Origin of the sequence: Streptomyces sp. NPDC051636, assembly GCF_044453765.1 — a bacterium.
Lineage (GTDB): Bacteria > Actinomycetota > Actinomycetes > Streptomycetales > Streptomycetaceae > Streptomyces.
This window is the reverse complement of record NZ_JBITDA010000011.1, coordinates 24,534-38,894: the sequence shown is the minus strand read 5'-3', so window position 1 is coordinate 38,894 and position 14,361 is coordinate 24,534. Positions and strand designations below refer to the sequence as shown.

Below are 14,361 nucleotides of genomic sequence, written 5' to 3'. Positions count from 1 at the left end.
CCGTCAGGCGTCCTCCTTCAGCAGATCCGCGCACTTCTCGCCGATCATCATCGTCGTGATGCACGGGTTGACGGCGATGAGGTCCGGCATGACCGACCCGTCGGCGACCCTCAGGCCCTCGACGCCCTTGACCCGCAGCCGCGCGTCGAGCGGGGCCGAGGGGTCGCCGTCCGCGCCCATCTGCACGGTGCAGGACGGGTGGTAGACGGTGTTGTGGGTCTTGTGGATGTAGTCGAGCAGTTCGTCGTCCGTGCGCACGTCCGGCCCGGGGGCCAGCTCGGCGCCGGCCCAGCCGCTCAGTGCGGGCTGCGAGGCTATGCGCCGGGCCAGTTTCAGCCCGTACTTCATCACCCGCACGTCGTGCTCGTGCGTGAAGTACCGCGGATCCACCTTCGGCTTGTCCCGGTAGTCCCGGGTCCGCAGCCGTACCGTGCCCCGGGACTTGGCCTTCGTCACGTTGGGCGTGAGGCAGAAGGCGTTCTCGGACGTCGGGTAGCCCCAGCGGGCGGTGTTCATGTCGAACGGCACCGAGCCGTAGTGGAACATCAGGTCGGGCCGGTCCAGGCCCGGCTCGGTGTCGTAGAAGATGCCCGCCTCCCACCACTGTGTGGAGGTGGCGGTCATCGGCTGCTCGGCCTCCCACATGATCACGCCCTCGGGGTGGTCCTGGAGGTTCTCGCCGACGCCCGGCGAGTCGACCACGACCTCGACGCCGACCTCGCGCAGGTGCTCGGCCGGTCCGATCCCGGACAGCATCAGCAGCTTGGGCGAGTCGATCGACCCGCACGAGACGATCACCTCGCGCCGGGCCCGTACCGTCCGCGTGTGCACGAGATCGGGGTCGAGGTACTCGGCGCCCACGCACCGCCGGTCCTCCAGCACCAGTTTCCTGGCCCGCACCCCGGTCCGTACCTCCAGGTTCGGCCGCTTGCCCAGCACCGGGTGCAGATAGGCGACGGACGACGACTGGCGGATGTTGTTCTCGTCGGAGTTGATCTGGAACCAGTTGGCGCCCCGGACCACGGTCCTGCCCGTGTTGAACGGCACCGTGGGGATGCCCGCCTGCGCGCACGCCTCCAGCAGGGCCGTCCCGCACGGGTCCGCGCCCTTGAGCGTGCGCAACTTCACCGGGCCGGTACGGCCGTGGTGGTCGCCGGGGGCGTCGTTGTTCTCCAGGCGCCGGTAGAGCGGGAAGAGGTCAGCCGCGCTCCAGCCCGTACAGCCCGCCGCAGCCCAGTCGTCGAGGTCCTCGGCCGGGGCCCAGAAGGCGATACAGGAGTTGTGCGAGGAGCAGCCGCCCAGGACCTTCGCGCGCGCGCGCCGCATGAAGCTGTTGCCGCTGGCCTGCGGCTCGACGGGGTAGTCCCAGTCGTAGCCGGACTCCAGCAGGCCCATCCAGCGTTCCAGCCGCAGGACGTCGTCGTCGCCGACGTCGCTGGGGCCGGCCTCCAGCACGCACACCGTGACCGAACGGTCCTCGGAGAGGCGGGCCGCGACCACGTTGCCCGCGGTGCCGCCGCCGACCACGACATAGTCGAACTCATCGGTGCTCATGAGCGGGTGACCTCCTTAGTCGGCCGCGGGGGCGGCGAGGGGACCGGTCGGGGCGGGGGAGGCGGAGGCGTCGAGGCGGTGTTCGGCGAGGACGCCGGTGCGGTGCCGCTGGACGAACCAGTAGTAGGCGTACCCGCCGCCCGCGATGACCGCGACGAACAGCACCGCGCCCCACTGCAGGTACCAGTGGTGCGGGGCGGTGGCGTTGTAGACCGCGTCCCGCGGCCAGATCAGGTTGACCGTCATCGCCACGCCCCACACCACCGCGACGATGTTGACCAGCAGGCCCCAGCGGCCGAGGGAGAACCTGCCGTCGCTCGCCGGCTGCCACTTGCCGCGCAGCCGGGCCACCAGCATGGGCGCGGTCACGCCCAGGTAGGCGAGGTAGATCATGATGATGCCGATGCTGGTGACGACCGTGAATATCTGCGGCTGGCGGATGTTGACGACGAGGATCGCCAGCGCCAGCACGCCGATGATCACGGCCGGGAGCACCGGGGTCTGAAAGCGCGGGCTGACCCTGGCAAGCAGGGAGGATGCGGGAAGGTTGTTGTCCCGGGCCATCGCGAACGCCAGCCGGATCGCCGCCGTGTGCACGGCCAGGGCGCAGACCGTGACCGCGATCAGCACGCACCACAGCATCGCCTTGCCGGCCGTCGGGCCGAGCACGTCGAGCACGATGTACTGCAGGCCGTCGGTGGACAGCTTGTCGCCCTTCAGGCTGGAGACGCTCATCAGCGCCAGCAGCAGCACCAGGCCGCCCAGGACGAAGGAGGCGACGATCGCGCGGATGATGGCGCGCGGCGCGTTCCGGGACGGGTCCAGGCACTCCTCACCGAGCGAGGAGGCGGTGTCGAAGCCGTACATGACGTACGCGGACGCCAGCGACGCCACCAGGAACGCGCCCAGGTAGCCGGTCGAGTAGCCCGTCCCCGTGCCGTTGGTCTGCATGACCACCTGCGGACCGCGCGTGATGTGGACGGCGAACAGGATGATCAACACGACCGTGGCGATCAACTCGATGAAGACGCCCGCCGTGTTGATCGTGGCCATCAACTTGACACCGAACGCGTTGACGAGAGTGGTGAAGAGAATCAACACCGTTGCCAGGACGACGGCGTTGGTCGCCACGTCGTACTTGCCGGTGCCGTCCCCGACGAACTGGAAGAACGACGAGATCTGCGGCAGCGTCAGCTGGTAGGCCAGTGCCACGGCCGAGATGGACACGATCGAGGCGATCAACATCATCCATCCGGCCAGCCAGCCCAGATGGGGATTGCCGACCTTCTTGGACCAGTTGTAGACGGAGCCCGCGATCGGGTAGCGGGCGGCCAGTTCCGCGAAGCACAGGGCGACCATGAACTGGCCGACGAACACCATGGGCCACGACCACCAGTAGGCGGGGCCGCCGCTGCCGTAGCCGAAGTAGAACAGCTGGAAGGTGCCGGTCAGGATCGAGATGTAGCTGATCCCGGCGGCGAAGGTGTGGAAGTTGCCGAGGGTTCTCTTGAGCTCGGGTTTGTAGCCGAACTCGGCGAGTTCGCTGTCGTCGTGGTGGTGCGGGCCTGGTGACTGCTCGGTGGTGGTCATGAGCGGACTCCTCGTGGGCCGGGGGGAGGGAGGGGGAGGCAGCGCCTCGTGCGGGTGCCGGGATCCGGGGACACGGCAGGATCAGTCGAACCAACCCTGGGGTGCGGGTGCGGCGTTGCGCCAGATGTGCTTCGTCTCGCGGTACTCGGCGAGCCCCGAGGGTCCGAGTTCGCGTCCGAAGCCGGACTGCTTGAAACCACCCCATTCGGCCTGCGGGACGTAGGGGTGGTAGTCGTTGATCCAGACGGTGCCGAGCCGCAGCCGCGCCGCCACCCGGGCGGCCTTGCCCTCGTCGGTCGTCCAGACGGCGCCGGCGAGGCCGTAGACGGTGTCGTTGGCCAGCCGGACGGCCTCCTCCTCGCTGGAGAAGCGCTCGACGGTCAGCACCGGCCCGAAGGACTCCTCCCGGACCACCGACATGCCGCTCGCGCACTCGTCCAGCACGGTGGGCAGATAGTAGAAGCCCTCGTCGTAGCCGGGCCCGGCCGGACGCGCGCCGCCGCAGCGCAGCACCGCGCCCTCCGCCAGTCCCTGGGCGACGTAGGCCTCCACCTTCGCCCGGTGCGCGGCCGAGATCAGCGGCCCGGTCCGGGCCCGCTCGTCGAACGGCCCGCCCAGCCGGATGAACTGTGCCCGCCGCACCACCTCGTCGACGAACCGGTCGTGCAGCGAGTCCTCGACCAGCAGCCGCGCCCCGGCCGAGCAGACCTGCCCGGAGTGCAGGAACACGGCGGTCAGCGCCATGTCGACGGCCGTGTCGAAGTGGGCGTCGGCGAAGACGATGTTGGGGTTCTTGCCGCCGAGTTCGAGCGCGACCTTCTTCACCGTGCCGGCCGCCGCCGCCATCAGCCGGCGGCCGGTCTGCAGGCCGCCGGTGAAGGAGACCAGATCGACGTCGGGGTGGTCGCCGAGCGGAGCACCCGCCTCCGGGCCGGTGCCGAGGACCAGGTTGGCCACGCCCGGCGGCAGCCCGGCCTCCGCCAGCAGCCGCATCAGGTGGATCGCCGTGTGCGGGGTCAGTTCGCTGGGCTTCAGCACGAAGGTATTGCCGGCGGCCAGGGCGGGGGCGACCTTCCAGGCCGTCTGCAGGAGGGGGTAGTTCCAGGGGGTGATCAGCGCGCAGACGCCGACGGGTTCGTACACCACCCGGCTGTCCACGCCCTCGGTGCCCGTGTCGACGACCCGGCCGGTCTCGGCCGCGACCAGCCGCCCGAAGTAGCGGAAGCAGTTCACGATGTCGTCGATGTCGTACGCGCTCTCCACCAGCCGCTTGCCCGTGTCCAGGGACTCGGCGCGGGCCAGTGCGTCCTTGTCGCGTACGAGCAGGCCGGCGACCCGGAGCAGCAGGTCGCCGCGCTCGTTCGGAGGCGTGTGCGGCCAGGGGCCGGTGTCGAAGGCACGCCGGGCGGCGGCGATCGCCTCTACCGTGTCCTTGCCGCCCGCCTCGTCCACCACTCCGACCAGGGACCCGTCGGCGGGGCAGCGGATCTCGCGGGTGCGCTCGTCGAGAGCGCCGCGCCACTCACCGTCAATGAACAGGTCCGGCATGGCCGCCTCCCAGCTTCTCCACGAGCCACTCGTGGAAGATCCCGATGTGGTGCTCGTTGGGGACCAGCACTCCACCCCGGCGGTACGCGCGGGACGACATGGCCGGCTGGGTCCGCTCGCAGGCCTCGAAGTCCTGGACGTTGACCCGGTGGAACAGCTCCACCGACTTCGACACGTCCGCGCCCGACGCCACCACCTCCGGCGCGTACAGCCAGTCGCACTCCACGACCGTGCGGTCCTCGGCGAGCGGGAACATGCGGTGCAGGATCACATGGTCCGGTACGAGGTTGACGAACACCGTCGGCTTCACGGTGATGGCGTAGTAGCGGCGGTCCTGGTCGGCGCTGACGGCGGGCAGTTTGCCGAAGCCCGCGCTGCCGTCGACCGTGAAGCCCTTGATCTCCTCGCCGAACTCCGCGCCGTGGCCCACGTAGTACTGGGCCGCGTAGCCGTCCGCGAACTCCGGGAGGACCTCGGTCAGTTCGGGGTGGATCGTGGCGCAGTGGTAGCACTCCATGAAGTTCTCGACGATCAGCTTCCAGTTGGCCTTCACGTCGTAGGTGATCCGCTTGCCGAGCGTGAGGTTCTCGATGCCGTAGTGCTCGATCGCGGCCGCGTCGCCGAGCCGTTCCACGGCCGCGTGCAGCACGGTGTCCTCGAAGGAGGGCGGTTCGTCGGCGAGGCACACCCAGGCGTAACCGAGCCACTCGCGCAGCGCGACCTTGATCAATCCGTACTCGACTCGATCAACATCAGGCATCTTGATCAAGTTGGGCGCGGCGATCAACTTGCCGTCAAGGTCGTACGTCCATGCGTGATACGGGCACTGGAGGGAGCGCCGGACCTCGCCGGACTCCTCCGTGCACAGCCGCGCCCCGCGGTGGCGGCAGACGTTGAGGAAGGCGCGCAGCTCACCCGTGCGCGTGCGGGTGATGATGACGTTCTCGCGGCCGACCTGGACGGTGCGGAAGGCGCCGGGTCCGGCCAGGTCGGCGCTGCGGACGGCACAGAACCACATGGACTCGAAGACGAGTTCCTGTTCCCGCCGGAAGAGCTCCGGGTCCGTGTAGTAGTGGCCCGGAAGCGTTGCGATGAGGCTCGGGGAGAGGGGGATCGTCGTCACGTGCGTGCTCCTCAGGCGGGCGCGGCGGCGAGGCGGGCGGGGTCGAACAGGCCGATGGGGTGGGCGGTGGAGCCGGTGATGGCCAGGTCGGCGAGGATCTCGCCGACGACGGGCACGAACTTGAAGCCGTGCCCGGAGAACCCGCAGGCCACGGTGACCGACTCCGGGTGCGCGGGATGCCGGGCGATCACGAAGTGCTCGTCCGGGGTGTTGGAGTACATGCAGGTCGCGGCCTTGAGGAAGGTGCCGGGCAGATCCGGGACACAGCGGGACATGTGCTCCGCCATGGCCCTGACCTCGTGCTCGTGCACGGTCCGGTCGATGGTTTCCGGGGTGCACTCGACGCCCTTGCGGAAGAAGGCGACCTTCGCGCCGAGTTCGGGGCCGTCGATGGCCGGGAAGCCGTAGACCTGGACGCCTGCCGCGTCCTCCCAGATGTAGATCGGGTGGTTTGCGGGGAGGAACGGCTCGGTGCCGCCCCTCGGCTGGAACCAGTACATGATCTGCCGCTCGACGGTGAACGGCACCCCGAGACCGGTGAGCAGCCGCGGCGCCCACGCGCCCGGGCAGATCACCAGCTGACCGGCGGTGTAGGTGTTCTCGGCCGTGTGTACGCGGACGCCGTCCCGGTACGGCTCCCAGCGCGTCATCGGCTCGTCGAAGTGCAGCTCCGCGCCCTGCCGGGTGGCCAGCTGGAGGTGGGCGGCGACGGTGTTCTCGGGACGCAGGAGACCGGCCTTCTTCTCGTACAGCGCCACCTCGTCGTCAGAGGGGTCCAGGGTCGGGAAGCGGCGGCGGATCTCCTTGGCGTCCAGCATCTCGTGGGGCAGGTCCCACTCGACCGCCGAGCGCAGGGAGCCGGAGACCGTGCGTGAGTCGGGCGGGCCGACCATCACGCCGCCGGGGAGGACGGCGATCTCCCGGCCGGTGGCCCGCTCCAGGTCCTCGTACAGCTCGTAGGCGCGCAGCAGCAGCGGGACGTACGCCGGGTCCTCGAAGTACGACTGCCGGGTGATGCGCGAACCGCCGTGGCTGGAGCCCCGGTTGTGCACCGGGCCGAACTTCTCCAGGCCGAGTACGCGGGCGCCGCGGGCGGACAGATGGTGGGCGGCGGCGCTGCCCATGCCGCCGAGACCGATGACGATCACGTCGTAAGCGGGGGACATGCCTGTCTCCTATCGGCGGATGCGGGTCATCTTCGGGTCGAAGAGCGGCTCTTCGGCGACGGTGGCCGGGACCCTCTCGCCGAAGTAATCGATGTGCACGCCGGCGCCCGTGGTGAGGTGCGCGGGAAGCCAGGCGTACGCGATGCAGCGGCCCACCGTGTAGCCGTAGGACGCGCTGGTCACGTAGCCGGCGGGGGCACCGTCGACGTAGACGGGCTCCTTGCCGAGGACCACGGCGGCCGGGTCGTCCAGGAGGAGGGGTGTGAGGCGGCGGGGCGGGGCGCCGGCGGCCTCCAGGGCGGGCTTGCCGACGAAGTCCTCCTTGTCCATCCGCACCGCGAAGCCGAGGCCCGCCGCGAACGGGTCGTGCTCGTCGGTCATGTCCACGCCCCAGGCGCGGTAGCCCTTCTCCAGCCGCAGCGAGTTGAAGGCGGACCGCCCGGCCGCGATCACCCCGAGGTCGCGGCCCGCCTCCCACAGCGTGTCCCAGAGCCGGAGGCCCAGGTCGGCGGTGGTGTACAGCTCCCAGCCGAGCTCACCGACGTAGCTGAGCCGCATCGCCGTGACCGGGACATGGCCGATGTACGTCTCCTCGGCCCGGAAGTAGCCGAAGCCCTCGTGGGAGAAGTCGTCGGGGGTGAGCGGCTGGACGAGGTCGCGGGCGAGGGGGCCCCAGACGCCGACGCAGCAGGTGCCGGAGGTGATGTCCCTGATGCGGACGCCTTCCGGGGCGTGCCGGACGAGCCAGTCGAGGTCGGCCGGGGAGTTGGCACCGACCTGGAATCGGTCGGGGGCGAGGCGGGCCACGGTGAGGTCGGAGCGGACGCCTCCGGTGGCGTCGAGCAGGAGGGTGTAGGTGACCGCGCCCGGCTTCTTGCGGAGGTTGTTGCTGGTCATGCGGTCGAGGAAGGCGAGGGCGCCGGGGCCGGTGACCTCCAGACGGCGCAGCGGGGTCATGTCGTAGAGGGCGACCCTCTCACGGGTCGCCCTCGCCTCCGCCGCGGCGACGGGGGACCAGTAGCGGGCGGACCAGGCGTCGCGTTCGGGCAGGTCACCGAGCCCGTCCACGAGCGGGGCGTTCGCCTCGTACCAGTGCGGGCGCTCCCAGCCGGTGCCCTCAAGGAAGAACGCGCCGAGCTCCTGCTGGCGTGCGTAGAAGGGGCTGACCCGGAGCGGACGCGGGTGCTCCATCGGCTGGAGGGGATGGAGGACGTCGTACACCTCCACGAACTGCTGTGAGCCCCGCTCACGGACGTACGACGGTGACCGCTGCGCGTCCTCGAAACGCGTGAGGTCGCACTCGTGGACATCGGTGGAAGGCCGCCCGTCGACCATCCACTCGGCGACGGCCTTGGCGACCCCGGCGGAGTGGGTGACCCAGACCGCCTCGGCCAGCCAGAACCCCCTGAGCCGCCGCGACTCGCCGAGGACCGGCATGCCGTCCGGCGTGAAGGAGAAGACCCCGTTGAAGCCGGTGTCGATCTCGGTCTCCCGCAGGGCGGGGATCAGCCGGCGGCAGTCCTCCCAGCTCGGCGCCCAGTCCTCGGGCGTGAAGGGGTACGAGGAGGGCATCTCCAGGTCGCGCGCGCGAGCCTCGTCGTAGGCCGGGACCGCGAACGGGTCCACGGGCAGCGGCCGGTGCGCGTACGAGCCGATACCGATGCGGTCGGTGTGCTCACGGAAGTACAGGTCGCGGTCCTGGAAGCGGAGGATGGGCTTCGAGGCTTCCTCGACGGCCCCGCTCAGCTCGGGCAGCGGCTGCGTCTTCGCGTACTGGTGGGCGAGCGGTTGCAGCGGTACGTCGATCCCGGCCATGCGGCCGATGACCGGGCCCCAGAAACCGGCCGCGGACACGACGTGGTCGGCGGGGAAGGTGCCCCGGTCGGTGACGACTCCCGTGACCCGGCCGTCTTCCTTCTCGATGCCGGTGACGGTGTGGCGCTCCAGGAAACGGGCACCTCTCCCGGCGGCCCGCTCCATCTGGGCCCGGCAGGCGAGGAGAGCGCGGGCCAGACCGTCGTCGGGGGTGTGGAAGCCGCCGAGGACGACCGACTCGTCGAGGAGCGGCCAGAGTTCCTTGCAGCGGGCGGTGCTCACCACCTCGCCGCGGACACCCCAGGCGGCGGCGTAACCGGCCCGGCGGCGCAGCTCGGCGAGGCGCTCGGGGGTGGTGGCGAGCTCCAGGCCACCGACCTGGTTGAAGCAGGAGACGCCGTCGGCCTGGAGCGAGCCGAACTTCTCGACCGTGTACTTGGCGAACTCCGCGAGGGTCTTCGAAGGACTGGTCTGGAAGACGAGGCCCGGCGCGTGCGAGGTGGAGCCGCCGGGGGCGGGCAGCGGGCCCTGTTCGAGGACGGTGACGTCGGTCCAGCCGCGGGCGGTGAGCTCGTCGGCCAGCGAGCAGCCGACGATGCCGGCGCCGATGACGACGACGCGGGGACCCTGGTGCCGGGTTTCGGGGGTGCTGGACATGCCCCTCCTTGTGGCGGGGATGGCAGGTGCGGGGGAGTCGCTCAGGCGGCGGGCACGTTCGGCCGCTCGGCGGCGATCGTCGTGTCCTGGCCGTGGCCGGTGTGGACGACGGTGTCGCCCGGCAGGGTGAGCAGCCGTGCGCGGATGGACGCCTCGATGGCGGGGCGGTCGGAGTACGAGCGGCCGGTGGCGCCGGGGCCGCCGTGGAAGAGGGTGTCGCCGGTGAACACGGCGGCCAGGAAGGGGACGTAGAGGGAGCAGCTGCCCCAGGTGTGGCCGGGGGTGTGGACGACCTGCAGTTCGATGCCGGCGACGGCGAGGACGCGGCCGTCGGCCAGCTCGCCGTCCGGCTTGCGGCCGGGGAGGGTGCGGGACCACAGCTCGTGGTCGTCCGGGTGGAGCAGGACGGGCGCGCCGGTGCGTGTGGAGAGTTCGGCCGCCGCGTCCATGTGGTCGTCGTGGGCGTGGGTGCAGACGATGGCGGTGACGTGTCGTCCCCCGACCGCTTTCCCGATCGCGCGGGCGTCGTGCGCGGCGTCGACGACGAGCACCTCCTCGTCGTCGCCGATCAGCCAGACGTTGTTGTCCACGTCGAAGGTCTCGCCGTCGAGGCTGAAGGTGCCGGAGGTGACGACGCGCTCGACGCGTACGGTCCCGCGGACGCTCACAGGACCACCACCGACCGCAGCACCTCGCCGCGGTGCATCTTCCCGAACGCCTCCTCCACCTGGTCCAGGGCGATGGTCTCGGAGACGAAGGCGTTGAGGTCGAGCAGGCCGTACAGGTACTGGTCGATGAGGAACGGGAAGTCCCTGCTGGGCAGGCAGTCGCCGTACCAGGACGACTTGACGGCTCCGCCGCGCGAGAACACGTCGATGAGGGGCAGCTCCACCTTCATCTCGGGGGAGGGAACGCCGACCTGCACCAGCAGGCCCGCGTGGTCGCGCATGTAGAAGGCCTGGGTGAAGGTTTCCGGGCGGCCCACCGCGTCGATCGCGATGTCGACGCCGAAACCGTCGGTGAGTGCCCGGACCGCCTCGACGGGATCTGTGCCGCGGGAGTTGACCGTGTGCGTGGCCCCGAACCTCTCCGCCTGGTCCAGCTTCCTGTCGTCGATGTCGACGGCGATGACCTTCATCGCGCCGTTCAGGCAGGCGCCCGCGATGGCCGCGTTGCCGACGCCACCGCAGCCGATGACGGCGACCGAGTCACCGCGGCCCACCTTGCCGGTGTTGACGGCGGCGCCGTACCCGGCCATCACGCCACAGCCGATGAGGCCGGCGGCCTCGGGCCGGGCAGCCGGGTCGATCTTCACGGCCTGACCGGCCGCGACCAGCGTCTTCTCGGCGAAGGCGCCGATGCCGAGGGCATTGCTGAGCGGGGTGCCGTCCAGCAGGGTCATCGGCTGGGCGGCGTTGCGGGAGTCGAAGCAGTACCAGGGGCGGCCGCGGCGACAGGAGCGACAGCTTCCGCAGGGCGCGCGCCAGGCGAGCACCACGTAGTCGCCGGGTACGAGGCCGGTCACTCCGGGTCCGACCGCCTCGATCGTGCCGGCCGCCTCATGGCCCAGCAGGAACGGGAAGTCGTCGTTGATCGCGCCCTCGCGGTAGTGCAGATCCGTGTGGCAGACCCCGCAGGCCTGCACGGTGACGAGGACCTCTCCGGGCCCGGGGTCGGGGACGACGATCGTCTGCACCTCGACGGGTGCGCCCTTCTTCACAGCAACTACGGCACGGACCTCGTGTGGCACGACCACGCTCCTCTGCTGTTGCGCAATGCACTATGGGTTGCGCGATGAGGAACATATTGAGAACGCGCTCGCGGAGCCGTCAAGAGGTGGGCGTTAACCCTTGGCAAAAGGCGCCCGGGGGGCGAAACCCGCCGGACACACAGCAGCGCGGGACCAGGAAGTTCCCGGTCCCGCGCCGTGGCCGCGGGGCGATTCGGGCGCCGGGCCCCGGCGGGGCCGGGCGTCCACCCGGCCTCGGTCAGAAGCCGTAGCCCATACGGCGCGACAGCTCGGCCCCGGCCGTCACCGTCCGCTTCGCCAGCTCCGGCAGCCGGTCCGCGTTCAGCCGGTACACCGGCCCCGAGACGCTGATTGCCGCGATCACCTTGCCGTCGTGCGCCCGGACCGGCGCGGCCACGGCGGCGAGCCCCAGCTCCAGCTCCTCGATGGTGACCCCGTAGCCCTGTCCGACCACGGCTTCCAGCTCGCCGCGCAGCGCCGAGGCGCCGGTGATCGTCCGCTCGGTGAAGCGGTGCAGGGGGCGCGCCAGCAGACCTTCCCGCAGCGTGGGCGGCATGTGCGCGAGCAGCACCTTGCCACTGGAGGTGGCGTGCAGCGGCGTGCGTCTGCCCAGCCAGTTCTGCGCCGTGACGGACGCGGTGCCCCGGGCCTGCATGATATTGACCGCGGCGTCGTCGTCGAGCACGGCGATGTTCACCGTCTCGCCGAGCTCGTCGGCGAGTTCCCGGCAGACCGGCACGCCCTCCTGCGAGATGTCCAGCCGCACTGCCGCCGCCCCCGCCAGGCGTAGCACGCCGGCCCCCAGGTAGTACTTGCCGCGGTCCTTCGCCTGAGCCACCAGGCCGCGGTTCTCCAGGACGCCGAGCAGCCGGAACGCGGTGGACTTGTGCACGTCCAGCTCCTCGGCGATCTCGGTGACGCCCGCCTCGCCGTGCCGGGCGAGGATCTCCAGAACGCTCACCGCGCGGTCCACCGACTGCACCGCGCTCGCCGCTCCTCTGCCGTTCTGCTTCTCGGGGCCTTGGGTGTTCTCCTCGCTGCGGTCAGACTGCTTCTGCGTGCGGGTCATGGCTCAACTCTCACCACCTGCCGGCCCGGTTTGGGCCGCATCTGCGGGAAACCCTTGACGCGACGGTCGTCCCGCCCGGATTCTGTTGCGCATAGCGCTTGCTCGTGCGCCATGCGAAACATCATGTTACCGAAGCGTCCGGATCCCGGAAGGGTGCCGGACGGCTTGGACCCACGACGGTCCGTGGACCCACGACGGTCCGTGGACCGACGAGGGTCCGTGGACCGACGACGGTCCGTGGACCGACGAGGGTCCGTGGACCAAGGACGGGCCGTGGATCAATGACCGGCCGCGGACCGACGACGGGCCGTGGACCGACGACGGTCCGTCACCCCATGCCGCTTCACCTTCATCGCCCGGACCGAAGAAGGTCCGGACTCCCTGACTGCCTGCAACCGAGCAGGTCTGGACCGAGGGTCCCGGACCGAGCGTCCCGGACCGAGAGGGGGGCCCGTGATTCCCGTCTGCCGCCTCGAAGACCTCCCCGAGGGCGAGTCCGTCCGCGTCGGGACCACTCCGCCCGTCGCCGTGTTCCGCACCGACGACGGCGAGCTCTACGCCATCGACGACACCTGCACCCACCAGGACGCCTCCCTCTCCGAGGGCTGGCTGGAGGGCTGCCTGGTCGAATGCCCGCTGCACGCCGCGTCATTCGACCTCCGTACCGGTGAGCCGACCTGCCTTCCGGCCCGCCGCCCCGTCCGTACCCACCGCGTCACGGTGGACGAGGGTGTCATCCACGTCCACCTGGCGGCGGAGGAGGGAACGGCCGCATGAGGGCCGTGACCGCCCGGTGCACGCAGGCCTCCTGCCGTGCGACCGCTTCGCGCCGCACGTCGGCCTCCCGCCCCGCACCGGCCGAGAGGAGCCGTGCCGCATGAGAACCGTGACCGTTGTCGGCGCCTCGCTCTCCGGCCTTTACACGGCCCGCGAACTGCGTGCCCAGGGCTTCGACGGCCGACTGGTGATCGTCGGCGACGAACCCCACCGGCCCTACGACCGGCCTCCCCTCTCCAAGGACTTCCTCACCGGCCGCGCCGACGAGGACGACCTCGCCCTCACGGACCCCGAGGAGACCGGCCGGCTCGACGCCGAATGGCTCCTCGGCGTCCGCGCCCGCGGCCTCGACCCCCGCAGCCGGACGGTACTGCTCGACGACGGCCGCACCGTCTCCACCGACGGCGTCGTCATCGCCACCGGCGCCGCGGCCCGCCGCCTTCCCGGCGACGGCCTCGCCGGGGTGCACACCCTGCGCACCCTCGACGACGCCCGCGCTCTGCGCGCGGAACTCACCCGGGGCCCGCGCCAGGTCGTCGTCATCGGCGGCGGCTTCATCGGCGCCGAGACCGCCTCCTCCTGCGCCGCCCTCGGGCACCACGTCACCGTCGTCGAGGCCGCCCCGCTGCCTCTCGTGCCCCAACTGGGCGCCGAGATGGCCGCGGTGTGCGCCGCGCTGCACCGCCGCGGCGGGGTGGACCTCGTCACCGGCACGGGCGTCGCCGGACTGCACGGCACCGTCGCCGTCACCGGCGTGGAACTCGCCGACGGCCGTGTCCTCGCGGCCGACGTGGTGATCGTCGGCATCGGCGCCACGCCCAGCACCGCCTGGCTGGCGGGCTCGACGCTCGCCCTGCACGACGGGGTGCTGTGCGACGACGGCTGCGTGACCGCGCTGCCCCAGGTGGTCGCCGTCGGCGACGTGGCGCGCGTGGGCGGCAACCGGGCCGAGCACTGGACCTCCGCCACCGAGCAGCCCCGCGTGGCCGTGGCCAACCTGCTCGCCGGACGCACCCTGGAGGCCGTCAGGTCGGTGCCGTACTTCTGGTCCGACCAGTACGGTGCGCGCATCCAGTTCGCCGGCCGGCGCCGGGACGGCGACACCGTCCGCGTCACCGAGGGCGAGCTCGCCGACGGTGCCCCGGGCGAGAGCGGCTTCCTCGCGCGGTACGAACGGGACGGGCACACGGTCGCGGTGCTCTCCGTGGACCACCCGCGACCCTTCACGCGGGCCCGACGCGAACTCGAGCGCGCGCAGAGCGAGGGCAAACGGGCGCAGCCGGCCGCGTCGTGACGCGCGGGGGGCCGGGTG

At 71.1% G+C, this 14,361-nt stretch carries 11 protein-coding genes; 2 read left to right on the top strand and 9 right to left on the bottom strand.

Going from position 1 to position 14,361, the window contains the following annotated elements; genetic code table 11:
• Positions 1-3: 3 nt before the first annotated feature.
• From ACIBBH_RS20470 to ACIBBH_RS20430, 9 genes are all read right to left on the bottom strand, one after another.
• Positions 4-1,554 carry a GMC family oxidoreductase gene (locus ACIBBH_RS20470; protein ID WP_399406512.1) on the bottom strand — a complete coding sequence of 517 codons (1,551 nt, stop codon included), beginning with the start codon at positions 1,552-1,554 and terminating at the stop codon, positions 4-6.
• A 15-nt stretch (positions 1,555-1,569) separates the two neighbouring features.
• Complete coding sequence (locus tag ACIBBH_RS20465; RefSeq protein ID WP_399406510.1) at positions 1,570-3,144, bottom strand: APC family permease; 1,575 nt, start codon at positions 3,142-3,144, stop codon at positions 1,570-1,572.
• Between the two features lie 81 nt (positions 3,145-3,225).
• Positions 3,226-4,692 carry an aldehyde dehydrogenase family protein gene (locus ACIBBH_RS20460; protein WP_399406508.1) on the bottom strand — a complete coding sequence of 489 codons (1,467 nt, stop codon included), beginning with the start codon at positions 4,690-4,692 and terminating at the stop codon, positions 3,226-3,228.
• A complete protein-coding gene (locus ACIBBH_RS20455) occupies positions 4,673-5,815 on the bottom strand; it encodes an aromatic ring-hydroxylating dioxygenase subunit alpha (RefSeq protein ID WP_399406506.1) in 1,143 nt (380 codons plus the stop codon). Before ACIBBH_RS20455 ends, ACIBBH_RS20460 begins: the two co-directional genes overlap by 20 nt.
• 11 nt (positions 5,816-5,826) lie before the next feature.
• Positions 5,827-6,981, bottom strand: a complete 1,155-nt coding sequence (gene solA / locus ACIBBH_RS20450) for an N-methyl-L-tryptophan oxidase (RefSeq protein WP_399406504.1) — start codon at positions 6,979-6,981, stop codon at positions 5,827-5,829.
• A 9-nt stretch (positions 6,982-6,990) separates the two neighbouring features.
• Positions 6,991-9,453 carry an FAD-dependent oxidoreductase gene (locus ACIBBH_RS20445; RefSeq protein ID WP_399406502.1) on the bottom strand — a complete coding sequence of 821 codons (2,463 nt, stop codon included), beginning with the start codon at positions 9,451-9,453 and terminating at the stop codon, positions 6,991-6,993.
• A gap of 41 nt (positions 9,454-9,494) precedes the next feature.
• Positions 9,495-10,121, bottom strand: a complete 627-nt coding sequence (locus ACIBBH_RS20440) for an MBL fold metallo-hydrolase (protein ID WP_399406500.1) — start codon at positions 10,119-10,121, stop codon at positions 9,495-9,497.
• Positions 10,118-11,203, bottom strand: a complete 1,086-nt coding sequence (locus tag ACIBBH_RS20435; RefSeq protein WP_399406498.1) for an S-(hydroxymethyl)mycothiol dehydrogenase — start codon at positions 11,201-11,203, stop codon at positions 10,118-10,120. The genes ACIBBH_RS20440 and ACIBBH_RS20435 overlap by 4 nt, the downstream gene beginning before the upstream one ends.
• A 238-nt stretch (positions 11,204-11,441) precedes the next feature.
• Complete coding sequence (locus ACIBBH_RS20430) at positions 11,442-12,272, bottom strand: IclR family transcriptional regulator (protein ID WP_399406496.1); 831 nt, start codon at positions 12,270-12,272, stop codon at positions 11,442-11,444.
• 453 nt (positions 12,273-12,725) lie between these two features.
• Here ACIBBH_RS20430 and ACIBBH_RS20425 point away from each other — a divergent pair, with 453 nt between their 5' ends.
• Both ACIBBH_RS20425 and ACIBBH_RS20420 read left to right on the top strand, forming a co-directional pair.
• Positions 12,726-13,049 (top strand): bifunctional 3-phenylpropionate/cinnamic acid dioxygenase ferredoxin subunit, encoded by a 324-nt coding sequence (locus ACIBBH_RS20425; RefSeq protein ID WP_399406494.1) that lies wholly within the window; start codon positions 12,726-12,728, stop codon positions 13,047-13,049.
• A 100-nt stretch (positions 13,050-13,149) separates the two neighbouring features.
• Positions 13,150-14,343 (top strand): NAD(P)/FAD-dependent oxidoreductase, encoded by a 1,194-nt coding sequence (locus ACIBBH_RS20420; RefSeq protein ID WP_399406492.1) that lies wholly within the window; start codon positions 13,150-13,152, stop codon positions 14,341-14,343.
• The last annotated feature ends 18 nt before the right edge of the window (positions 14,344-14,361 follow it).